Source organism: Pontibacter mangrovi (genome assembly GCF_006385705.1).
GTDB classification, from domain to species: Bacteria; Bacteroidota; Bacteroidia; order Cytophagales; family Hymenobacteraceae; genus Pontibacter; species Pontibacter mangrovi.
Genome location: NZ_VFRQ01000006.1, coordinates 221,101 through 241,763, shown reverse-complemented (window position 1 = coordinate 241,763; position 20,663 = coordinate 221,101). Strand labels below are relative to the sequence as shown.

Here is a 20,663-nt window from a genome sequence, read left to right as displayed (position 1 = left end):
AAAGTTTTAGTGAAGATTTTTATACGCTCTTTATCACTGTATAAATAAAGTTAAAATTGCTTGATGAAGTAAGGCTTTTGGAGGCAGCTTGATGAGAGGGTGATAATTGTATTTTTCATGTTTAATTGCAGGAATGAGCCATAAATACTTGCACTCAGGCAGTTCTTAACGATGAAATAACACTATATATCAAGTTGATTGCTAATTTTGTAGCATGTCAGGCGCTTACCTTTTGCTTCCTCTACTACACCTCTGCAGTACATGCGCCTGCCTTTGTACTTGTCATCAACCCACATCAATAACTCATATTCATGATTAAACCTTTACAAAAGCTGGGAGCTGTTGTACTGGGCGGCTTTATGCTGCTGGGTAGCCAACAGACGCTGGCGCAGTCTAACCCTGCTGTGCAGAGCCTCCCTTACGAGCAGAACTTTGAAGGCATGGGCGAAACAGGCACTGACCTGCCTGCAGGCATCGTGGCCTGGCTAACGGGTGCCAGCAATACAAAAGAGAAAGCCGAAGGCGCTGTGCCGAGTGCAGATGCTCCAATTAAATTGTCGAGCGGCTTCCAAAGCAGCGGCTCCAGCGTTTACCATCAACGCGCAGGCGGCAACAGCCAGCTGTACGTTCAGTTAACCGGCAATGCTGACAACGGCTCTAACCAACTTGCCACGGCTATTAACACCACTGGCGCTGAGTATGTGACCGTAAAGTATACCGTAGAGCTGCTGAACGACCAGCCAAGGTCGGCAGGTGTTTCGCTGCAGTTCAGAAATGGCAATGCAGGTGCCTGGACCACTGTAGAAGCCTCTGACTATACCAGCAAAGCCAAGGAGCTGAACAGCAAAGAAGAGTTTGCCGTATCGTTGCCTGCTGTGGCAGCGGGGCAGGAACTCGTGCAACTGAGATGGATCACGTATGAGAACCAGGAAAGCGGCGTGTCGGGTCCGCGTGATGGCGTCGGAATTGATAACATCAGCATCTACTCAGACGCAACAGGAGCCCCGGTAGACGAATCTGCGCCGGTATTGGTGCAACTCTCGCCTGCACACGCTGCAGAAGGCGTTTCTATAAACAGCAGCCCTGTCCTCACCTTCGATGAGACCGTTTACGCCAGCGAAACAGGCGCTATCACTATAACAAACACCGCTACCGGCGAGACCACGGTTATTAACACCAACGACACGGATAAAGTGAGCCTGAGCGGTGGCACCGTCACCATCACCTATACCTGGCAGCCTGAGACAAGCTACAGCATTTCCCTGTCAGAAGGAGCGTTTACCGATGCCGCAGGAAATGCTATCGCTGCATTGTCGGCTGATAACTGGGCCTTTGTAACACAGGGTACTGCTGTGCCTGTAGCCGATCTGTACACAGAGAACTTCGACGATTGCCCTGCGGAAGGAAGCACAGCGCTTGCCGGAAGCTGGATGCACTACAGCGTAACCGGCGACGAGACCTGGGCATGCTCAGAATTTGGCGCTGACAATACCTTTGGCGTGCAGATGAACGGCTACAACAGCGGTGCCAAGCAGAACGAGGACTGGCTGATCTCCCTGGCCTATAACCTACAGGACTTCAGCCTGCCGGTACTGTCGGTAAGTTACCTGACCAAGTTTAGCGGCGAAGGGCTGCTGGTAAAGGTATCTACAGACTACAGCGGCACCGGCGACCCCGGCGCTGCCACCTGGACGGACCTGATCACACTGGATTCTGATAACTCCGATTCCTGGAAATCGCTGCAGGACATTAACCTGGAAGCTTATAAATCGGAGGGAACGCATGTAGCCTTTGTATACTACTCCACTACGCAGGCCGCCGCCCGCTGGACCCTGGACAACTTTAAGATCGAGAATGCCTCTTCTATACTTTCGGTTAGCGCGCTGAACTTTAACTTCGGCACAGTAGCTGTGGGGGAGGCTTCTGAAGCAGAGCCATTTACGTTTAGCGCCGTTGGCTTTGAGGAGGACCTGGTAGTGACGGCTCCAGAGGGATTTGAGCTTTCGAAAGACATGGCAGCATACAGCCAGAGCCTGACTTATACTTCCGGTGAGGCATCGGCGCAAAATACAGTATATGTGCGCTTTAAACCGGCCACAGCCGCCGTGTTTGCCGGGGCAGTGCACTTTAAGAGCGGAGAGGCGCTGGATGCGGAGAAAGGCATGCTGCATGGCTCTTCCCTGAACTTCGACAATACCCTGGACGTGGCAACCTGGAACCTGGAGTGGTTCGGTTCTACGGCCAACGGTCCTGGCAACGAGGAGCAGCAGTATGCAAACGCCAAAAAAGTAATCTCTGAGCTGAATGCCGACATTGTGGCGGTGCAGGAGATCGTAGACGAAGACAAGGTAAGACAGCTGGCAGAAGAGCTGGGCTACAAGTATGAGAGCATCGAAAACGAGTGGCTGTACAGCAATGCCCAGCATACCGGCGTGCTTTACCGTCCGGAGATCCTGAAAGTAAGAAAAGAGAAACTGCTCTTGTCCAAGCTGTATGCCGATATCAAAGCCGGCAGAACCACACTGGACGGCTACCCGGCTAACAGCTCTACTTTCTGGGCAAGCGGCCGACTGCCATACCTGGTGCAGTTTGAGGCGACGGTGAACGGGGTGCGCCAGTACATCAACATCGTAAACATACACGCCAAGGCCAACAGCGGAGACGATATTACCCAGTACGACCGCCGCAAGTATGACGTGCAGGTGCTGAAAGACTCGCTGGATGCGCAGTATGCCGATGCAAACCTGATTATGCTGGGCGACTTTAACGACGACATTGACGAGTCTGTTGTTGCTGGCGCGGGGGCTTCTTCTTACAAAGTATTTGTGGATGACGAAAACTATAAAGCGCTGACGTATGAGCTGAGCCTGACAGGTGCCTACAGCCTCGCCAGCTCTTACCAAAGCTTCCTGGATCACATCGTGGTATCGCAGGAGCTGGAGGAAGAGTACATTGCCAACTCTATCGCTATCCACAAAGAGTTCCTGGGCAGCATCGATAACTACGCCAACACGACCTCTGACCACCTGCCGGTAATGGCCCGCTTCGAGCTTGTAACCAGCGATCCGGAGCAGGAGGAGGAGACGCCGACTGGCATCGCCGACGCGACCAAAGGGCAGTTCAGCGTGTACCCTAACCCGGTGGAGCAGTATGTAAGGCTAGCACTGCCAGCGCGCGTAAAAGGATTCCAGAACGTGGCGCTGGTGGCCTATGGCCTGGATGGCCGTGCCTTGTTAGCTGCCAAGGGCTCGCTGGAGCAGGTAGGGCAGGTGCTGAACGCAAAGGCGGCTACCCTAAAGCAGGGGATGTACATCCTGAAAGTAGAGGCTGGCAAAGAAGTGTTCGTAACGCGCATGCTGAAGAAATAACCTACCCAGTTTATACTTATACCAAGAAGCCTGTCGCAGTTGCGGCAGGCTTCTTGGCTTTTGTACCTGTAGCCAAAGTATAACCAAGTAGGACTGTTGGCGGTACATCAAGTATAAAACGATACTTCAGATGAACATCATTGACAGACCAGACATAGCCAACAACACGCATGCCGCCACACTTATCGGGGCGGGGCTCACGAGTTATTTCCTGAATGAGAAAAGGCCCAAAACAGCGCTTATACCACCCTTGGCCGGAGGTGCTTTGCTACTCCTGAGCCCGGGCATCAAGCAGGGGAACAGCGCCGTGGCGCATGCCGCAGTGGGGCTTACCAGCCTGCTAAGCATCATGACAGGAACGCTCCTGTCGAAAGCCATTGCCCCATCCGAGGAAGCCAGGCAAAAATTTAAGCCCGAAGTACGGCAGCGAAGAGCCGGCGTATTCGGGCTGATGACCTTGACCGGTGTGGCCGCGGTAGGGGTGTATGTGGCAGGCTTTATCCGGAAGCGCAAACAAGCGGCTTAGAAACCTGCCGCCGCGTCGTCGCCACGTGGGTCTGCGCCTCCTTCCAGCCGCCCGTCCGGCAACACCAAAATCCCGTCAACGCGTCCGTAAGTGCCTCGCTCATGCAGGGTATAGCCTTTGCGCTGCAGTTCCGCCCGAACCGGGGCCGGAATAGCATTGGCTTCGTGCTGTAGTTGGTCGGGTAGCCACTGGTGGTGAAAGCGCGGGGCCGCCACCGCCTGCTGCATGGTCATGTCATGCTCTACCACGTTCAGGATCGTCTGGAATACGGAAGTGATGATGGTAGAGCCGCCCGGCGTGCCCACCACCATAAACAGCTTCCCATCCTTTTCCAGGATAGTAGGGGTCATGGAGCTGAGCATGCGCTTGTTAGGTTGTATGGCATTGGCCTTGCCGCCTATCAGCCCGAACATATTTGGTACGCCTGGCTTGGCGCTGAAGTCGTCCATCTCGTTGTTTAGCAGAAAGCCTGCCCCTTCTACCATTACCTTGGAGCCGTAGCCGCCGTTGAGGGTGGTGGTGATGGAGACTGCGTTGCCGGCAGGGTCTACCACGCTAAAATGCGTTGTTTGATCGGACTCATAGACTGGCAGCTCGCCGGCTTTTACAGCAGAGGACGGGGTGGCCTGCGCGAAACTCATCGTGCTCATGCGGTCTTTCAGGTACTCCTCATCCAGTAGCTCCTGCAGGGGCACTTCTACAAAGTCAGGATCGCCGAGGTAGGTGGCGCGGTCAGCGTACACGCGGCGCTCAGCCTCGGTCATAATCTGTATTGTCTCGGTGGTTTGCCACCCTTTCTGTTGCAGGTTGTAGGGCTCCACCATCTTTAGCAGCTGCAGCAGGGCCACGCCACCGCTTGAGGGTGGCGCCATGGAAATGACTTTGTAATCCTTATAGTTGCCTGTTACCGGCTGGCGCCATACCGAAGTATAGTTCGCCAGATCTTCGTGGGAGATAATGCCGTTGCCGCGCTGCATCTCCTTTACCAGCAGGTCGGCTGTTTCGCCGGCGTAGAAGCCCTCGCGCCCTTTATCCCGGATGCGCTCCAGCGTACGGGCCAGGTCGGGGTGGCGCAAGGTATCGCCTTCTTGCCAGGCTTTCTCCCGGACCAGGTAGGGCAGGTGCCGGTTGTTTTGGATGAAAGCTTCTTTTGCATAGTTAAGCCCGTCTGCCTCTTTTTGTGTAAGCACCACACCGTTTCGGGCCAAATCTATGGCTGGCTGCAGCAGTGTGGCCCACGGCATAGCGCCATACTTTTGGTGTATTTTCACCATGCCGTCTACCGCTCCGGGAACGCCCACAGCCAGGTGCCCGTCTGTGCTCAGCCCATCCACCACGTTGCCAGCCTCGTCCTGGTACATCGTTTCGGTAGCAGAGCCAGGGGCCGTTTCCCGGAAGTCGAGGGAGCCAATGGCACCGGAGGCTGAGCGATGCACCATAAAACCGCCGCCGCCGATGTTGCCGGCTACCGGAAACGCCACGGCCAGGGCAAACTGTGTGGCGATAGCGGCATCGTAGGCGTTACCGCCGCGTTGCATGATCTCCATGCCTATGCGCGAGGCCTCAGGATGCGCCGATACGACCATGGCATTGCCGGAAATATAGCCCTGCTCCTCCACGGATGCCTCAAGGGTCGTTTTAGTAGCGCAACCGCCTAACAGGGTTGGCAGCAGTGCCAGAAGCAGGAGCCATGCGCCGGTCTGGCTTATTTTGGGTGAAGTTAAAAGCATGTTTTCTACGGGTTGATCTATTAGGAGCTTAATATATAAAAAAACGCCAGCTAATTTAGCTGGCGTTTCAGTAAAAGTACAATTAATTGCTTAGCGGAGGTCTTCCTGAATAATGGCTACGGCCTCTTCCAAGTATACATCCTGCTTCAGGTCTTTGATAAACTCTTTGTTACGGGCAATCTTGGCTGTGTCCGTGCCCAGCTCCTGCAGGTCCTGCTGCAGGCGGTGCACGTTCAGCACCGGTATATCCTTTTTGGCTTCCTCCAGGCGTTTTGCCTCAGCCTCTGCCTTTTTCTCTTCCGCCACATACTTGTCCAGCTGCAGCGAGCGCGTGGTGTTATCCGACTGCTTCTTCAGGCGCTCGGCGCTTTCCTCGATCAGCTCAAAGCTTTGGTTTTTAGCGATACGCTGCTGGCTGTGTGTTTTTACCTGCTGCAGGTTCAGCTTGCCATTGCTCCACGGCTTGTAAGAGGCAGGCGCTATCTCATCAAACGGAAGCGGATAATCCTGCTCTTTCTCCCCAAACTCCAGGAACGCGTAGGCATCCGGCAGTATCACATCCGGCGTTACGCCGCGCAACTGCGTGGTGCCGCCGTTAATGCGGTAGAACTTCTGCGTCGTCAGTTTCAGGGCGCCGAATGGCTTGTAAGGGTTAAACTGCGCTGGCAGGGCCTCATCCAGCTCAAAGAACTGCTGTACAGTGCCCTTGCCAAAGGTTGGGCTACCTACAATAACGGCACGCTTATAATCCTGCATCGCGGCAGCCAGAATTTCAGAAGCCGACGCGCTGTTGGCGTTTACCAAAATCACCAGCGGTCCGTTATACTGTACCTGCGGGTCGCGGTCGTCCAGCACAATGGCTCTGCCCTCAGCGGTTTTTACCTGCACGATCGGGCCTTGGTCAATAAACAGGCCCGCCATTTTCACAGCGTCTGACAGAGAGCCGCCGCCGTTGTTGCGCAGGTCCAGCACCAAGCCGTCCATACCGGCACCTTTTAGCTTCTCTATCTCGTTTTTCACGTCCTCGCCGCTAAAGCGGCCGTTCTTGTTCTCAAAGTCGGCATAAAAGCCCGGAAGCTTAATGTATCCGATCTTCTCTTTGTCCTCAATCAGGGCAGACTGTGCGTAGGTTTCTTCAAACACGATCACATCGCGGATGATAGGGATGACTTTGGTAGAGCCGTCCGGCTTTTTCACGGTCAGGCGCACTTCGGTGCCTTTTTTTCCGCGGATGTACTGAATGGCGTCGTCCAGGCGCATGCCTTCCACCAATATCGGCTCTTCGGCTCCCTGGCCTACTTTCTGGATAATGTCGCCCGGCTTCAACTCGCCCTGTAGGTAAGAGGGACTTCCCGGCACAATCTCCATCACGCGTATCTGTCCGTCTTTTTCCTGCAGCGAGGCGCCGATGCCTTCCAGGCGGCCCGTAAAGTTGATGTCGAAGTCAGCTTTGGCCTTGGGCGGGAAGTAGCCCGTATGCGGGTCGTATACGTTTGTGATGGCGTTGATGTAGGTGGAGCGGTGGTCGTCGCGGTTGATCTTGGCCAGGCGCTCATACAGGTCCTCGTAGGTGTTCATTACCTTTTCGCGGGCCTCTTTCTCCAGCTGCTCAAACGATTTCTGCTCAGCCTTCGGGTCTTTCTCCAGCTTTTTCTGCTGCTCCTCCTGCATATCCACTACGCGTACCAGCGTTTGGTACTTGAGCTGCTTGCGCCACGCCTCCTGCAGCTCGGCTTTGCTTTTGGCATACGGCAGCTTCTCGCCGTCCAGCTCAATCTGCTCTTGCATGGTAAAATCGAAAGGCTTGCTCAGGATCTCTTTGTAAAATGCCTCCGAGTCCTTTACGCGCTGCTCGTAAATGTCAGCCGACAGGTCGAAAAACTCGAAAGAGCCCAGACGCAGCTCATCGTCGATGGCGGTTTCATACTTGCGCAGCTTCTCTACGTCGGAGGCAAGCAAGAACTTTTTGTTAAAGTCCAGGCGCTCGAGGTACAGGTCAAATACTTTCTTGGAGAAGCTGTCGTCTACTTTTTCAGGCTGATAGTGCCCACTGCTCAGTCCTTGCATCAGGGCCTTAATCAGGATCTCATTCTTCCCTTCGGGCGTGGAGCCTTTTTTATAAAGAATGAAAGAGCCTGTGACCAGGATGACGGCCAGAACCGATAGTATGATTTTAAAGCGAGTTGTCAATGATATCATCTAATTTAATAAGTTGAACTACAGTATTTGTGTGCAAAAGTGGTGCCGCATACCTGCTACGGCTATGTTTTAAAGTGTAATGTAGCAGAAAAATTCATTTTATCATAGCGCCGGTGGTTTCTTCGTTTGCCTTCAGCGGTTTACACTCATCTTACGGAGAAGCTGGGCGGGTATTATAACTTTTGGCCGTTTTTTTTCGTTTCCGATACTACAAACCAAAAACGAAAGCTATGAACAACAACGAAAAGGCAATAGATGTTCTGCAGGAACTAAACCAATTTGTGAACGACCGCATCGAAGGCTATGAGCACGCAGCCAAACTGACGAAGGACCCGGCGCATCAGTCTTACTACAAGGACCTGGTGAACCAGAGCCGTCAGTTCTCAAGCGAGATTAACAGCACCCTTTCCAGCATCGGGGGCTCCACCGAGAAGGGAACCACGGCCAAGGGCAAAATTTACCGCGGCTGGATGGACGTGAAGAACACCGTGACCGGCCGCGACGAGGAGTCGCTGGTAAAATCGAACATTTATGGGGAGGAGTGGGCGCAGAAAGCCTACAACGATGCCTTGGAGCATAAGGCCGAGTTGCCACCGCAAGTGGTGCAGATGGTAGAGAAGCAGAAGCAGTCGTCGCTTGCCACCTGCGAGCGCCTGCGCCAGATGGAAAACGCTGCCGATTAAGCAAGTAGAAGGAACTATAAAAGAAGGGTTGCCAGCTGATGGCAACCCTTCTTGCTTTACACGGTTTGGTATAGTATAAAACGGAAGGAGTGCATGAAAAACATACTTATTTTCGGGGACAGCCTGACGGCCGGCTATGGGTTGCCGGCTGCGCAGGCTTATCCCAGCCTGATACAGGAGATGCTGCGGCAACAGGGGTACCGCGATTACAAGGTGCTGAACGGCGGCCTCAGCGGCGACACCACGGCAGGAGGGGTGCACCGCATCGACCGCTGGCTGAACGAGCCGATCGCTATCTTTATACTTGCCTTGGGCGCCAACGATGGCCTGCGCGGCATCCCGGCCCGTGAAACAAGCCAAAACCTGCAGCAGATCATCGACAAGGTAAGGCATAAATACCCTGAGGTGCACATCATCCTTTCGGGTATGGAGATACCCGACATTGTGCCCGGGCGTTATGCCGCTGAGTTCCGGAAGCTGTTCAGGGAGCTGGCGCTGCAGAATAGCACCCTGTTCATCCCTTTTCTGCTGGAAGGGGTAGCCGGCAACCGCCACCTGAACCTGCCGGACGGTGTGCACCCGAATGCGCAAGGGCAGAAGCTGCTGGCGCAGCATACCTGGCAGAAGCTAAAAGAGCTGCTAGAGGTCATATGAAAACGGGGCGCAAGCTGTACTTGCGCCCCGTTCCTTTTTTCAGGCAGCCCTTACTCCTGGTTTATACTTTCCGAGATGCCGGCATCCTCATTCTTCAGGTCCACCTCGTTTGCTTTGGCCTGCTCGTATTGGGCGCGAAGCTCTTTAAGGGCATTGCGTGCCCACAACGAAAAGGTGGTGGCGCTGGCTTCGTCCACGTCTTTCAGGTTGTCCTCCAGTTCGTCTATCGCCTCTTCCTGCGCATCGGTCACGTTATCCCAATAGGCTTTGTTAAAGTCTTCCGGTTTGGCCTCTTTCAAGTCGTTCAGGTGCTCGGTCTGCTCATCCTCTAACTGCTGAGGCAGTGTAACGCCGTACTGCTGTGCCAGCTCCTGCAGCTCCTCCTGCTTGGCCGTGTACCAGTCCACCAGGTCCTGCCCATAGGCTTTTACCTGGTCTGTGGCGCCCTGGGCAGCCGCTAGCTTGCCCAGCTCCACCTGCAGCATGTTGTTACGGGCGGCAAAAGCCAGCAGCTCTTTATTTTTATCTGTGATGGTGGAGTCGGTGGCCGCAACGGTGGCCGAACCGGTCGTGTCGGTAGCCTGGTTATCAGAGCCGGCGTTATCGTTGCAGGAGGCAAGGCATAGGAGGCCCGCAGCGCACGCTACGGCTATCATCGTTTTTTTCATCGTTCTTTAATTTGGGTATATAGGATTGTTTATACCCTAAGCATACGAAACTATGGCAAATTGTTTTCTGCGCGGTTGTTGTCCTGCAGGCGGAGGATGTTCTGCAGGGTTGGCATGGAGAGCGGTTTTTTGATAAAGCCTACCACCACCTCATACTTCTGTACCCGCTCCTGGTGCTCCTGCTCGTCGGAGGAGGTGAACATGGAAATAAAGGTTTTATGGCGCTGGTTATAGCCCAGGGCATAATAGCGGTCCAGAAACTCAAACCCATCCAAAGAAGGCATGCTGATGTCCAGCAGGATCAGGTCGGGGAATGCGGTTTCTGCGGTTGCCTCGGCAGCACGCAAAAAGTCCAGTGCCTCGGGCACGCTGTGGCAGGTAGAAACCAGCCGGCTGGCATCAGCATCCTCCAGTATGATCTGCGAGAACAGGTTATTTATCTGATCGTCATCAATAATCAGGATATGGTTTAATTTATACATAAGGCGTCTTTGGCTATTCAGGATTTGCTGGCAGGCTTGCGTTCAGCAACCTGCGCGTAAAACGCTGCCAGCTCCTTTCCGGGGAAAGCTATAGGTATAACGGCAAAGGGTGGTGCTATCGTATAAATAATGGCCAGTAAATACTGCTTTTGATCCTATATTTGGGGTAGGTGGTTTGTGCGTGCATGCCGCCCATGCAGGCAAAGTACCGCTACAAACCCGGGGCTGCTAGGTATAATAAAATCCGAAGCCCCTGGCACAAAGGCACCAGGGGCTTCGGGTGTTGGTGGAAAGGTTCTATTTAGTAATAGATGTGCTCTCCTCTATGCTTCTGAAAGTGCGTTTCGAAGTAGCGGGCATCCTCGGCGCTGTGCGGCTTAAAGCCCAGCACAATGTTGCCCTCTTTTATACCTGTCTCGTACACTTTGGCGCGCTCTTCAGGTATACCGGCGCCTACCAGCGCACCGATCAGGCCGCCTGTAAGGCCACCTGCACCTGCACCCGCCAGGCCAGCTGCCAAGGGGCCAGCCACTACGAGGCCCAGGCCAGGAATAGCGACTGAAGTACCAATGGCTGCCACGGCACCGACAATGGCGCCCAGTGTACCACCAATGGCCGAACCTGCGCCGGTTCCCTCCAGGGATTTATTGCCTAGCTCTGTTGTTTCGTCTTTATCTGAAAAGTGGCGCTTTCTGCCCTCGTCAGACATGACCACATTGATATCATCCTTATCGTATCCGCGGGCACGTAGTTCGTCATAGGCACGCTCCGCACTTTCTCTGTCTCTAAACATGGCGGTCATCATGCCCGCGTTATCTGTTTTGTTTACCATAGCTGTTAATTTTAAATGGTCAGTTCTATTTTGTATTTAAAGTATAATCCGGCGACTTGCGCCGTGTGTTTTTTAACGCAATGCGCCGTCTATAGTTACGAAAATGCGCGTCAGGCCTTTCAAATGCTATTCAGCCGGAGGTGCCAGCACCTTATCTATCGTATGTAAAATGCCGTTAGATGCCTGAATGTCGGCTTGGAGAACGGAGGCCTTGCCTACCTGTAAGCTGCTGCCGGTGCGGGTCACGAGCACCTCATCCCCGTAAGCAGTCATCAGCCGCATGTTGTTTTGCATTTCATCGGTGGTGACACGCTTGGGGAGTATATGGGCCTGCAGGATGTGCTGTAGCTCTAGTTGGCTTCCAGGTTGCTTGAGTGCCTCCAGGGTACCCTCGGGCAAGGCGGCAAAGGCCTCGTTTGTGGGGGCAAAAACAGTATAGGTAGCAGGGCTCTCCAGCCGCGTAACCATGTCGGCGGCCATAAGCAGCTCCATAAAGGTCGTCAGCTCCGGCCTTTGCTGGGCCAGGGCCACAAGGCTGGGCCTGCGCCCCAGCGGGTTGTCCGCTGACACGAGTGAACTGTCGCTGTTTTGACCGGCCTAGGCTGTAGCCGAGTCTGATGGCGGGAGGGTGGTGCTGGTACGGGCAGCGGTGTTGTCAATTGTTGGGGCATTGGCCGATGCCCTGCTAGTGTTGGAGGAGGTGGTGCCAGTGCAGCTCCACAGGCTGCATGCTGTTAGCAGGATAGTGGCAAATAGGCATTTCGTTTTCATACATGATGTGGTTTAGTGGATCTTTGCTTGTCTTATTCCTGTCACTACGGCTGTTCCAGCGGCGTCGGTTCGTCCTCCAAAGGTTTTAGAACCCGGTCAATGATGTGCAGCGTGCCGTTGGCGGCAGGTACATCTGGCTTTACAAGGGTAGCCTCCGCAATTTTGACAGGGGCGTCTTGCTGCGATTTCTGTATGGCTACGTAGGCACCTCCGCTCGTTTCCAGGTGCTGTTGCTGGTTCAGGCTTGCTGCAGCAGTTTTGGTGGATACAACATGCAGTTGCACGAGCCTGATGAGCTGCGCCTTGTTTTCCTCCCGCATCAGCGTGTGCAGCGAGTCGGGTGGCCAGTCTAAAAAAGCCGTGTTCAGGGGAGCAAAAACTGTCAGGGCACTGTCCTGGGCAAAGGCATCTTCCATTCCTGCCTGCTCCACCAGCATCACAAAGGTGGATAGGTTCGGGTCTAGCCTGATGAGTGCGAGGATGTTATACTTTTCTGTGCTTTCCACTTCCGGGAACATGTTGCCGAAGTCCGGGGTGGCGGCTTCTTCGCTCTCGGTTGTCCGCACAGCCGAGCTTTGGGTGTTGTCGGCATCCACGGCAGCCGGCTCTTCCAGGTCTGCGGAGGAGGCACAGCCAAACAGGGTCAATAGTATAAGTAAGCAGAGTATGTTCGCGTTCATGTCTATCGTTCTACATCAAAACAAGCTTTAGGTTATGGTATACGGAGGCAGGAAAGCATAAAGCCCTCTTTTAAGGAAAAAGAGGGCTTTGCGTATGGGTTATTCAAAAAAATTACTGTCCGATCGCTTCGTCGTCACGGGTGTCGCTTGGCATAATCAGGCCGTCGATCACATGGATCCTACCATTAGAGGCCTCAATATCAGAGCGCACAATCTCTGCACCGCCAACAGTTACCATGGTGTTGTTCATGCCAACTGAAACCGGGATGTATGAGTTCTCGGTAAGCTCAATGCGGGTGTTATTTTGCAGTTGCGCCGAAGCCACGTCTTGAGGGAGTACGTGCATCTGCAGTACCTGCATCAGCTGCGCCTTGTTTTCAGGCTGCAGTAGCGACTCCAGCTTGTCTTGCGGGATACTGGCAAAGGCCTCGTTCGTAGGCGCAAAAATAGTGACGTTGTCCAGTCGCTGTATATCACTCGTCAGCCCTGCCTGCTCCACAAGCTGCACGAAGGTAGACAGGTTAGGCTCCTGCTTCGCCAGAGACAGCACATCATACTGCTCTGTGTTGCCGATATTCTCAAACATGTCCTCTACAGTACCAGTGTTCTCCAACGTCAAGTTAGCTACAGCTGTGGCCGATGCAGCGCCCATGTTACCAGCTGTGTTCATGTCAGCAGTATTGTCGGTATTCATAGAGCTGTTAGAGCTCCTGTCATCCGTGGCCTCCATGTCGGAAGTGGTACCGGCCATGGTTTGCGTCTCGCTCATAGACATATCGCTGTCCATGGCGGTAGCGTCATTATTCATACTTTCATTGGAACTTGCGCAGCCGAAAAGCATTGTTGCTGCCAGCGCCATCGGAATTATCATTCTCTTTTTCATAGCTTTCAGTGTTATTATAATTGCTCGTTTAGAAATTAAACTTTCAACTATAATTTAACTGAAATCATCTGAAAATGTTAACCCTGACGCCTTTTAAGGGCCAGAAACTGGTATCGGGACCAAAGGTTGGCCAAGGGGTTACGTGGCTTCGCTAATTAATTGTACACTTTTACTACAAAAACATAGTCTTGCAGCTTTTTGAGCTGCTGGGGCCTGTTTTGGGAAAAAAGTGCATTATTTTTTGGTAGAACAAGAGGCTCCACCTGCCCCGAAAGGGCCAGTTCATCTATTAGCTGCAGGAGGTAGGCGGATTTTATGGCAAAGGCCGCGCCTTCCTGCCCTGCCTGCTTGCCGCTAATGACCCCGATCAGGTTGCCTCTATCGTCCAGCAGCGGGCCGCCGCTGTTACCCGGGTTAAGCGGTATGGAAATCTGGTAAGCGGTGGTGTCGCCCTCAAAGCCGGAGGCGGAGCTGAGCGAGCCTTCGCCGAACACGATGTCCTCGCGCGGGTAGCCCAGGGTAAACACCCGCTCCCCTAAGTCAGACTCCGTTCCTTTAAAAGTATAAGGCAGTTTGCCAAAGCCCTGAAAATCCTCTTCAGCCACTTTAAGGATGGAAAGGTCGTGTATTTCGTCGCGGTAGATTTCGCTCACCTTATACTTAAGGCCGGTTTTGTTCTCGATCATGATCGAGTCGGCGCCCTCTACCACATGAGAGCTGGTGACCACATAGCCGTTGGCAGAAATGGCAAAGCCGGTTCCGCTGAAAGCCGCTGGCTGGGGGGCTGGCTTGGTGGCATCGTTGATGCCGTTGATGATGGCGGTCTGCGCCTTTTTCAGCCGCTCCACCTCGCGCCGCAGCTCCACATACTGGGCCGTGTGCTGCTGCACAGGCTTTTTAAGCTGCTGCACGCTCCACAGCGCACCAAACACCGAGAACAGCGACACGCTGGCGGCCACGGCCACGGTTTGCCGGTGGCGGTTCCAGAAAACTTTCCAGGCGGCCGGAGGCGCAGAAGCCTGGTCACGCTCCATCCGGGCATGGATGCCCTTGAGCTGCTGCCGAAGCTGCTGGCGCTCTCCCATGTGTTGGAGGGTAAGCAGCAGCTGCCTGTGCTCCTGCACCTGCGCGGCCAGCGTGGCATCGGTGCGCAACAGGGCCTCAAAGCCGGCTTTCTCCTCAGCCGCCATCTGTCCGTTCAGGTAGCGTTCTATCTCTTCGTATGCGCGGTACTCTAGCATAGTGGTTTTCTCCCAGCGTTATGGCAACCTGTTTTATACTTCAGGTTTATAGGTAGCAAAAAATATCTTCTTCAGGCGCTGCAGGCATTTATACTTCTGGTTTTTGGCCGTGTCGGTGTTGGTGTAGCCAAACTTGTCGGTAATCTCCTGCATGTTCTGCATCCGGATGTAGTAGTCCTCGATGAGGCTGCGGCACGGCTCGCCCAGCTGTGCCAGCGCTTCGCCCATCAGCCCAAACTGCCGCTCCTGCTCCTCGTGCTGCTGCGTGTCTTCTTCCACAGGCAGGTAGCTTTCGCTTTCGTCCAGCTTGGTGGCGTAGCGGCCTTTCTCTGCCAGGCGCTTGAGCCAAAGCCTCCGGCACACCGAGTACAGGTAGGTCTTAATCTGGCAGGTAAGCTCCAGGCTATCACCCTTTATCTTTTCGTAGAACACGATGACGCCTTCCTGGTAAATGTCCTTGGCTTCGTCATCGGTTCCGCTGTTGCTCAAAATAAAGTGCGAAATCATCGGGAAGTATAGTTTGTACAGGTGGGCCAGCGCATTTTCGTCGCTGCGCCGGATGCCCTCTATCACCGCCTCATCCGTCTCATACAAACTCTTCTTCATTCCAGTCAAAATTTAATACGCTGAGGGGTGTTTTGTAACCCACCAAAAAAATATTTTTAAAAATTTTCAGAAAGCAGGGTTACCTCTGCCCGTTTTCGGTATGAAGGTCAAAATCGAAACCAAAACTCTTAATCACAAACACAAAATGAAAAATTTATTCACTTTCGCTATCGTAGCTCTTGCTCTTTCTTTCACAGCTTGCAACAACGAAGAAGCAACTACTGAGACTGAAGCTGTAGAAACTGAGACAGTAGAGGAGACTCCAGCTGTTGAGGAGACTGTAGTAGAAGACGTTGACACAGCTGCTGCTGACGTTGAGGCTGACTCTGCAACTGTAGTAGAGTAAGTTAAAGAGGACTACGGCGAAAAGCTTATAGTTCCGAAACACATATCGGGGCCCCGCGCATGGCGCGGGGCCCCGTGTTTTTTATAGGGGTGCCATTAAAATGGTGGCCGGTCATACCATAGCCGGCCTACCCGGCCTAAAACCTCTTTACTTTTTTGCGGCGATCGATCTCGTTTTGGATCAGGCTGAACTCGCGGCTGCTCTGCCCGGCAATGGCGGTGTTCTCGTTGGCGCGGCGCAGCAGGTAAGGCATTACTTCCACCACGGGCCCGTAAGGCACATACTTGGCCACGTTGTAGCCGGCATAGGCCAGGTTATACGAGAGGTTGTCGCTCATGCCATACAGCTGGGCAAAGTATACCCGCGGGTCATGGGGGGCAATCTCGTGCTCCTCCATCAGCTCCATCAGCAGGTAGCAGCTTTCTTCGTTGTGGGTGCCGTTGCAGAAGGCCACGCGCTCGATGTGGTCCACGCAGAAGCGCAGCGCCTCGTTAAACAGCGCGTCCGTGGCCTCTTTGGTGGGGTTGATCGGGCTTGGGTAGCCTTCCAGTTCGGCGCGCCTGCGCTCTTTTTCCATATAAGCGCCGCGCACCAGCTTGGCCCCCAGGTAATACCCTCCCTGTATGGCGTTCTCGTAGTCGCGCTTTATCACCTCCAGGCGGTCATGGCGGTAGAGCTGGTAAGTGTTGTAGATGTTGGCTTTCTCCTTGTTGTAGCGCGCCATCATCTCGTACGTCAGGTTGTCGATGGTTTCCTGGATCCAGCTTTCCTCCGCATCTATGAACACGCGCACGTCGCGCTCATAGCAGTGCTGGCAGATGGCGTTCACGCGGTCGCGACCCCGCTCAAAGGCAGCGCGCTCGTTAGCCGACAGCTCCTGTTTCTTCTGCACCTTCTCCAGCAGGTTGATGTCGATAAGGCCGGTGATCTTAAACACCGAGAAGGGGATATGCTTGTTGCGGTGCGCTTTCTCGATGGTGCGCAGCAGCTCGTCGCGGGTGGCGTCAAAGCTTTTTTCGTCGCCCTCGCCCTCTACCGAGTAATCCAGAATGGTGCCGATGTTATACTTGCCCAGCTCCTGAATGGCGCGCTCCGACTCCTCAATTGTCTCGCCGCCGCAGAAGTGGTTGAAAATAGTAGGCTTGATCAGAAATTTAACCGGCAGGTGCAGGTTAAGCGCCGTGCTTAGCAAGGTGCCGCCCATCTTTACAAAGGCGTTGCTGTTCATGGCCTTAAACAGCATGTACATTTTATACAGCTCAGCGTCTGACTTAGATGAAAAAGCAACGGCTGTATCGTCAAAAGAGACTTTGGTAATCGGGTTCATGTAGGTAAAATTAGCGCTGCAAAGATACTGCTTCAGGCATAGCACACAACCATGTAAGGCCCTGGCTTTCGGTATTTTTATACTTGTGCCACGCCCCGAACACCGCAAAGGGTTTGGCTGTTTTACCCTAGGGGCCGGAGAAGCGGGCTTTTATCGTATAAACCATACGTTAACTGCCTTTTTTAAGCAGCTTCGGCTACCTTTGTAACAAGAGGCATAACACATGAAGTTTAACAGCAGAGAATCTTTTTTTGCGGCGCTGCAGGCCGACCCGGACCGCCCGCTGGTGATTGCCGGCCCGTGCAGCGCCGAAAGCGAGGCGCAGGTAATGCAAACGGCCGAGGCGCTGAAGCGGCAGCAGGTGCACCTGTTCCGGGCGGGCATCTGGAAGCCGCGCACCCGCCCCGGCAGCTTTGAGGGCGTGGGCTCAACTGGCCTGGCCTGGCTGAATCGCGTGAAGCGGGAACTGGGGATGAAAGTGGCGACCGAGGTGGCCACTGCCCGGCATGTGGAGGAGGCCCTGAAGCAGGAGATAGACGTGCTCTGGATCGGGGCCCGCACCACCGTAAACCCCTTTGCCGTGCAGGAAATCGCCGACGCGCTGCAGGGCGTGAATGTGCCGGTGATGGTGAAAAACCCCGTGAACCCGGACCTGGCCTTGTGGATTGGGGCCCTGGAGCGCATTTACCACGCCGGCGTTACGGACCTGGCCGCTATTCACCGCGGCTTTTCGTCTTACCAGAAAACAAAGTATAGAAATGTGCCGGTGTGGCAGATACCCATTGAGCTGAAGGCGCGTTACCAGGACCTGGCCATGGTGGTAGACCCGAGCCACATCGGAGGCAAGCGGGAGCTGATCTACCCGGTGTCGCAGAAGGCGCTGGACCTGGGCTACGACGGCGTGATGATAGAGACGCACCCCACGCCGGACCTGGCCCTGAGCGATGCCGAGCAGCAGGTAACACCCGACAGGCTGGCCGAAATTGTGCGGCAGCTGCAGGTGCGCAAAACACATTACGATGATGCCGAACTGGCCAACCGCTCAGAGCAGCTGCGCCTGCAGATAGACGCGGCCGACCACGACATCATCGCTGCGCTGGCACGCCGCATGGCGCTGGTAGAGCAGATAGGGGAGTATAAAAAACAGAACAACGTGCAGGTGCTGCAGCTGGAGCGCTGGCAGGAAATCTTCCGGACAAGGGCCGATTGGGCCTCCGAAGCGGGCGTCAACCCGGCCTTTGTGGAAGAGCTTTATAAACTCATTCACGTAGAGTCTATCCGCAAACAGACGCAGATTTTAGATGGGGTTTAATTTATTGTTAAATTGCTTCCTTGTTTACTTGTTGAGGTTGGTAAACCGTAACTCTCTAACTATCTAACTCTAACTCCTATACTTGCCCACATGACAGAATCCATACATATAGGCCAGCAGGCGCTGCAGGAGCTGCCCGAGCTACTCAGCAACCGCGCCTTTAGCAAGGTGGCGGTGCTGGTAGACGAGAACACGCTGCACCACTGCTATCCCATCCTGAAGCCATACTTGCCTGAGCACGACCTGATCCATATCCGGAGCGGGGAGGAGCACAAAACCCTGCAGACCTGCGAGCTGATCTGGCAACGCATGACGGAGCTGCACCTGGACCGCTGGTCGGTGCTGGTAAACCTGGGCGGCGGCGTGATTGGCGACATGGGCGGCTTTTGTGCGGCCGTTTTTAAGCGCGGCTTATACTTTGTGCAGGTGCCCACCACGCTGCTGGCGCAGGTGGATGCCAGCGTGGGCGGTAAAACCGGTATTGATTTCCACGGGCTCAAAAACCATATCGGTGTGTACCAGGAGCCGCAGGCGGTGTTCATCAACCCGGCCTTTCTGCAGACGCTGCCGCAGCGGGAGCTTAAGTCAGGCTATGCCGAGATCATCAAGCACTGGCTGATTGCCGACAAGGACGCCTTTATGGAGCAGCGCCACATCGGCCTGTTCACAGAGGACTGGGAGGGGCTGATCCGCCATTCGGTCAATATAAAATCCAGGGTAGTGGAGCAGGACCCGCTGGAGGGCGGTTTGCGCAAGATCCTGAACTTTGGCCATACCGTGGGCCACGCTGTGGAAAGCTACCTGCTGGAGCAGCCGGGGCGGGCGCTGCTGCATGGCGAGGCCGTGGCCGTGGGCATGCGCTGTGAGGCCTGGATCAGCCAAAAGCACGAGCTGCTGACAGCAGAGGAGCTGGACAAGATCGAGACCTTCCTGGTGTCTGTTTATGAGAAAGTGCCGCTTACCGAGCAGGACATTCAGCAGATAGCGCAGCTGGCGCTGCAGGACAAGAAGAACACCCGCTCCACCATCAACTGCACCTTGCTGCAAGGCATCGGCAAAGCCGTGTACGACCAGCCGGTAACGGTGCAGGAAATCGTTGAATCACTACGCTACTATACCTTATGATGAGCCAAAGCCTCACCCTTAGCCACCCCACCGGCAAACTGACCGGACGTATAAAACTGCCTGCCTCCAAGAGCGAAGCTAACCGCGCGCTGATCATCGCCGCGCTGTCAGGGCAGGCCTCGCAATTGCACAACCTCTCCGAGGCCAACGACACGCAGCTGCTGCAGCGCCTGCTCCAAAGCGATGCCGAAACCATAGACGCCGAAGACGCCGGTACGGTGATGCGCTTCCTGACGGCCTTTTATGCCATAACCGGCCAGCAAAAGACTTTAACAGGCACCGACCGTATGTGCCAACGGCCCATCAGGATTCTGGTGGAGGCCCTGCGGGAGCTGGGGGCCAGTATAGCTTATGTGGGAGAGGAGGGGTACCCGCCTCTGAAGATCAGCGGTTTTAAGGGCAGCGGCCAAAAGCACCTGAAAGTGCGCAGCGATATCAGCAGCCAGTATATCTCTGCCTTGCTGATGATGGCGCCGCTGCTACCCGATGGACTGGAGCTGGAACTGGAAGGAAAGATCGGCTCCCGGCCCTACATCGAGATGACGCGCTCGCTGATGCAGCACTTTGGGGTGTCGGCTGATTTCACGGGAAACACCATCACCGTAAAACCACAGAAGTATAAAGCCGCTACGTTTAGGGTGGAGTCCGACTGGTCGGCGGCGAGCTACTGGTATAGCATGGTGGCCCTGGCGAAGGAGGCCGAAATAACACTGCTGGGCCTGAAAGAGCAATCCTTTCAGGGTGACCGCGCCATTGCCGACATCATGTACCGACTGGGGGTGTACACGGAGTTTACCGAAGAGGGCGTGCGGCTGCTGAAAAAAGAGCACGAGCGGCATATCTCCCTTGATTTCTCCGACTGTCCTGACCTGGCGCAAACGGTTGTGGCCCTGTGTGCAGCCATGGGCGTCCGCGTGGATATGACGGGCCTGGAAAGCCTGCGGATTAAGGAAACGGACCGCATCCAGGCCCTGCAGATTGAGGTGCTGAGCATGAACGCCTCGTTGCAGGAAGTAACGCCGGGCGTGTTTCGGCTGGAGCCGGGTATCCTCAGCAAAAAAGACCTCTCGTTCCGCACTTACCAGGACCACCGCATGGCCATGGCCTTTGCGCCAGTTGCCTTGCTGGAGCCCGTGGTTATTCAGGAGCCGGGCGTGGTGCGCAAGTCCTACCCTCGGTTTTGGGAGGATCTGGAGAAAGTAGGCTTTGACATAAAGTATACAGCGTAGC

Annotated in this window: 20 protein-coding genes; 8 read left to right on the top strand and 12 right to left on the bottom strand. The window is 54.6% G+C overall.

Annotated elements, in window-relative coordinates; genetic code table 11:
- The first annotated feature begins 311 nt into the window (after positions 1-311).
- Together FJM65_RS12920 and FJM65_RS12915 are read left to right on the top strand one after the other, a co-directional pair.
- Positions 312-3,368: an Ig-like domain-containing protein gene (locus tag FJM65_RS12920; protein ID WP_140621951.1), complete on the top strand. Its 3,057-nt coding sequence runs from the start codon at positions 312-314 to the stop codon at positions 3,366-3,368.
- Positions 3,369-3,498: 130 nt separating this feature from the next.
- Positions 3,499-3,894, top strand: a complete 396-nt coding sequence (locus FJM65_RS12915; RefSeq protein ID WP_239022943.1) for a hypothetical protein — start codon at positions 3,499-3,501, stop codon at positions 3,892-3,894.
- Here FJM65_RS12915 and ggt read toward each other — a convergent pair.
- The gene (ggt, locus tag FJM65_RS12910; protein ID WP_394348138.1) at positions 3,891-5,624 is read right to left on the bottom strand and encodes a gamma-glutamyltransferase; all 1,734 of its coding nucleotides are present in this window, start codon (positions 5,622-5,624) and stop codon (positions 3,891-3,893) included. The two genes, FJM65_RS12915 and ggt, sit on opposite strands and share 4 nt — an antisense overlap.
- 90 nt (positions 5,625-5,714) lie before the next feature.
- Positions 5,715-7,823 carry a carboxy terminal-processing peptidase gene (locus FJM65_RS12905; protein WP_140621950.1) on the bottom strand — a complete coding sequence of 703 codons (2,109 nt, stop codon included), beginning with the start codon at positions 7,821-7,823 and terminating at the stop codon, positions 5,715-5,717.
- 230 nt (positions 7,824-8,053) lie between these two features.
- On the opposite strand from FJM65_RS12905, the gene FJM65_RS12900 reads away from it, so the two are divergent.
- Together FJM65_RS12900 and FJM65_RS12895 are read left to right on the top strand one after the other, a co-directional pair.
- Positions 8,054-8,506, top strand: a complete 453-nt coding sequence (locus tag FJM65_RS12900) for a PA2169 family four-helix-bundle protein (protein ID WP_140621949.1) — start codon at positions 8,054-8,056, stop codon at positions 8,504-8,506.
- Positions 8,507-8,599: 93 nt separating this feature from the next.
- Positions 8,600-9,160 carry an arylesterase gene (locus FJM65_RS12895; RefSeq protein ID WP_140621948.1) on the top strand — a complete coding sequence of 187 codons (561 nt, stop codon included), beginning with the start codon at positions 8,600-8,602 and terminating at the stop codon, positions 9,158-9,160.
- A gap of 50 nt (positions 9,161-9,210) precedes the next feature.
- On the opposite strand, the gene FJM65_RS12890 is transcribed toward FJM65_RS12895, so the two are convergent.
- The 9 genes from FJM65_RS12890 to FJM65_RS12855 all read right to left on the bottom strand — a co-directional run bounded on the left by FJM65_RS12890 (position 9,211) and on the right by FJM65_RS12855 (position 15,323).
- A complete protein-coding gene (locus FJM65_RS12890; protein WP_140621947.1) occupies positions 9,211-9,828 on the bottom strand; it encodes a DUF4142 domain-containing protein in 618 nt (205 codons plus the stop codon).
- Between the two features lie 50 nt (positions 9,829-9,878).
- Positions 9,879-10,310, bottom strand: a complete 432-nt coding sequence (locus FJM65_RS12885; RefSeq protein WP_140621946.1) for a response regulator — start codon at positions 10,308-10,310, stop codon at positions 9,879-9,881.
- 301 nt (positions 10,311-10,611) lie between these two features.
- Positions 10,612-11,142, bottom strand: coding sequence for a general stress protein (locus FJM65_RS12880; protein ID WP_140621945.1), 531 nt, complete (start codon positions 11,140-11,142; stop codon positions 10,612-10,614).
- 126 nt (positions 11,143-11,268) lie between these two features.
- The gene (locus tag FJM65_RS12875; protein WP_140621944.1) at positions 11,269-11,712 is read right to left on the bottom strand and encodes a fasciclin domain-containing protein; all 444 of its coding nucleotides are present in this window, start codon (positions 11,710-11,712) and stop codon (positions 11,269-11,271) included.
- A 27-nt stretch (positions 11,713-11,739) separates the two neighbouring features.
- Complete coding sequence (locus FJM65_RS21280) at positions 11,740-11,913, bottom strand: hypothetical protein (RefSeq protein ID WP_181163713.1); 174 nt, start codon at positions 11,911-11,913, stop codon at positions 11,740-11,742.
- Positions 11,914-11,957: 44 nt separating this feature from the next.
- Positions 11,958-12,593 (bottom strand): fasciclin domain-containing protein, encoded by a 636-nt coding sequence (locus FJM65_RS12870; protein ID WP_140621943.1) that lies wholly within the window; start codon positions 12,591-12,593, stop codon positions 11,958-11,960.
- 112 nt (positions 12,594-12,705) lie between these two features.
- Positions 12,706-13,476, bottom strand: a complete 771-nt coding sequence (locus FJM65_RS12865; RefSeq protein ID WP_140621942.1) for a fasciclin domain-containing protein — start codon at positions 13,474-13,476, stop codon at positions 12,706-12,708.
- Positions 13,477-13,631: 155 nt separating this feature from the next.
- Positions 13,632-14,717 (bottom strand): S1C family serine protease, encoded by a 1,086-nt coding sequence (locus FJM65_RS12860; protein WP_140621941.1) that lies wholly within the window; start codon positions 14,715-14,717, stop codon positions 13,632-13,634.
- 33 nt (positions 14,718-14,750) lie between these two features.
- Positions 14,751-15,323 (bottom strand): RNA polymerase sigma factor, encoded by a 573-nt coding sequence (locus tag FJM65_RS12855; protein WP_140621940.1) that lies wholly within the window; start codon positions 15,321-15,323, stop codon positions 14,751-14,753.
- A 145-nt stretch (positions 15,324-15,468) separates the two neighbouring features.
- Here FJM65_RS12855 and FJM65_RS12850 point away from each other — a divergent pair, with 145 nt between their 5' ends.
- On the top strand, positions 15,469-15,669 hold the full coding sequence (locus FJM65_RS12850; RefSeq protein ID WP_140621939.1) for a hypothetical protein: 201 nt from the start codon (positions 15,469-15,471) through the stop codon (positions 15,667-15,669).
- A gap of 136 nt (positions 15,670-15,805) precedes the next feature.
- Here the strand turns inward: FJM65_RS12850 and FJM65_RS12845 are convergent, their stop codons facing one another.
- On the bottom strand, positions 15,806-16,996 hold the full coding sequence (locus FJM65_RS12845; protein ID WP_140621938.1) for a proline dehydrogenase family protein: 1,191 nt from the start codon (positions 16,994-16,996) through the stop codon (positions 15,806-15,808).
- Between the two features lie 223 nt (positions 16,997-17,219).
- On the opposite strand from FJM65_RS12845, the gene FJM65_RS12840 reads away from it, so the two are divergent.
- The 3 genes from FJM65_RS12840 (at position 17,220) to FJM65_RS12830 (ending at position 20,662) form a co-directional block, all read left to right on the top strand.
- Positions 17,220-18,308 carry a bifunctional 3-deoxy-7-phosphoheptulonate synthase/chorismate mutase type II gene (locus FJM65_RS12840; protein ID WP_140621937.1) on the top strand — a complete coding sequence of 363 codons (1,089 nt, stop codon included), beginning with the start codon at positions 17,220-17,222 and terminating at the stop codon, positions 18,306-18,308.
- Between the two features lie 90 nt (positions 18,309-18,398).
- The gene (gene aroB / locus FJM65_RS12835; RefSeq protein WP_140621936.1) at positions 18,399-19,433 is read left to right on the top strand and encodes a 3-dehydroquinate synthase; all 1,035 of its coding nucleotides are present in this window, start codon (positions 18,399-18,401) and stop codon (positions 19,431-19,433) included.
- Entirely contained in the window at positions 19,433-20,662 is a 1,230-nt protein-coding gene (locus tag FJM65_RS12830) for a 3-phosphoshikimate 1-carboxyvinyltransferase (RefSeq protein WP_140622072.1), read from the top strand. The genes aroB and FJM65_RS12830 overlap by 1 nt, the downstream gene beginning before the upstream one ends.
- The last annotated feature ends 1 nt before the right edge of the window (position 20,663 follow it).

Coding starts and splice junctions, on each gene's coding strand:
- FJM65_RS12870 (WP_140621943.1), bottom strand. CDS start 12,593: ATGAACGCGAACATACTCTGCTTACTTATACTATTGACCCTGTTTGGC.
- FJM65_RS12885 (WP_140621946.1), bottom strand. CDS start 10,310: ATGTATAAATTAAACCATATCCTGATTATTGATGACGATCAGATAAAT.
- FJM65_RS12895 (WP_140621948.1), top strand. CDS start 8,600: ATGAAAAACATACTTATTTTCGGGGACAGCCTGACGGCCGGCTATGGG.
- FJM65_RS12900 (WP_140621949.1), top strand. CDS start 8,054: ATGAACAACAACGAAAAGGCAATAGATGTTCTGCAGGAACTAAACCAA.
- FJM65_RS12880 (WP_140621945.1), bottom strand. CDS start 11,142: ATGGTAAACAAAACAGATAACGCGGGCATGATGACCGCCATGTTTAGA.
- FJM65_RS12830 (WP_140622072.1), top strand. CDS start 19,433: ATGAGCCAAAGCCTCACCCTTAGCCACCCCACCGGCAAACTGACCGGA.
- FJM65_RS12840 (WP_140621937.1), top strand. CDS start 17,220: ATGAAGTTTAACAGCAGAGAATCTTTTTTTGCGGCGCTGCAGGCCGAC.
- FJM65_RS21280 (WP_181163713.1), bottom strand. CDS start 11,913: ATGAAAACGAAATGCCTATTTGCCACTATCCTGCTAACAGCATGCAGC.
- FJM65_RS12920 (WP_140621951.1), top strand. CDS start 312: ATGATTAAACCTTTACAAAAGCTGGGAGCTGTTGTACTGGGCGGCTTT.
- FJM65_RS12850 (WP_140621939.1), top strand. CDS start 15,469: ATGAAAAATTTATTCACTTTCGCTATCGTAGCTCTTGCTCTTTCTTTC.
- FJM65_RS12915 (WP_239022943.1), top strand. CDS start 3,499: ATGAACATCATTGACAGACCAGACATAGCCAACAACACGCATGCCGCC.
- ggt (WP_394348138.1), bottom strand. CDS start 5,624: ATGCTTTTAACTTCACCCAAAATAAGCCAGACCGGCGCATGGCTCCTG.
- FJM65_RS12905 (WP_140621950.1), bottom strand. CDS start 7,823: ATGATATCATTGACAACTCGCTTTAAAATCATACTATCGGTTCTGGCC.
- FJM65_RS12890 (WP_140621947.1), bottom strand. CDS start 9,828: ATGAAAAAAACGATGATAGCCGTAGCGTGCGCTGCGGGCCTCCTATGC.
- FJM65_RS12865 (WP_140621942.1), bottom strand. CDS start 13,476: ATGAAAAAGAGAATGATAATTCCGATGGCGCTGGCAGCAACAATGCTT.
- aroB (WP_140621936.1), top strand. CDS start 18,399: ATGACAGAATCCATACATATAGGCCAGCAGGCGCTGCAGGAGCTGCCC.
- FJM65_RS12845 (WP_140621938.1), bottom strand. CDS start 16,996: ATGAACCCGATTACCAAAGTCTCTTTTGACGATACAGCCGTTGCTTTT.
- FJM65_RS12855 (WP_140621940.1), bottom strand. CDS start 15,323: ATGAAGAAGAGTTTGTATGAGACGGATGAGGCGGTGATAGAGGGCATC.
- FJM65_RS12860 (WP_140621941.1), bottom strand. CDS start 14,717: ATGCTAGAGTACCGCGCATACGAAGAGATAGAACGCTACCTGAACGGA.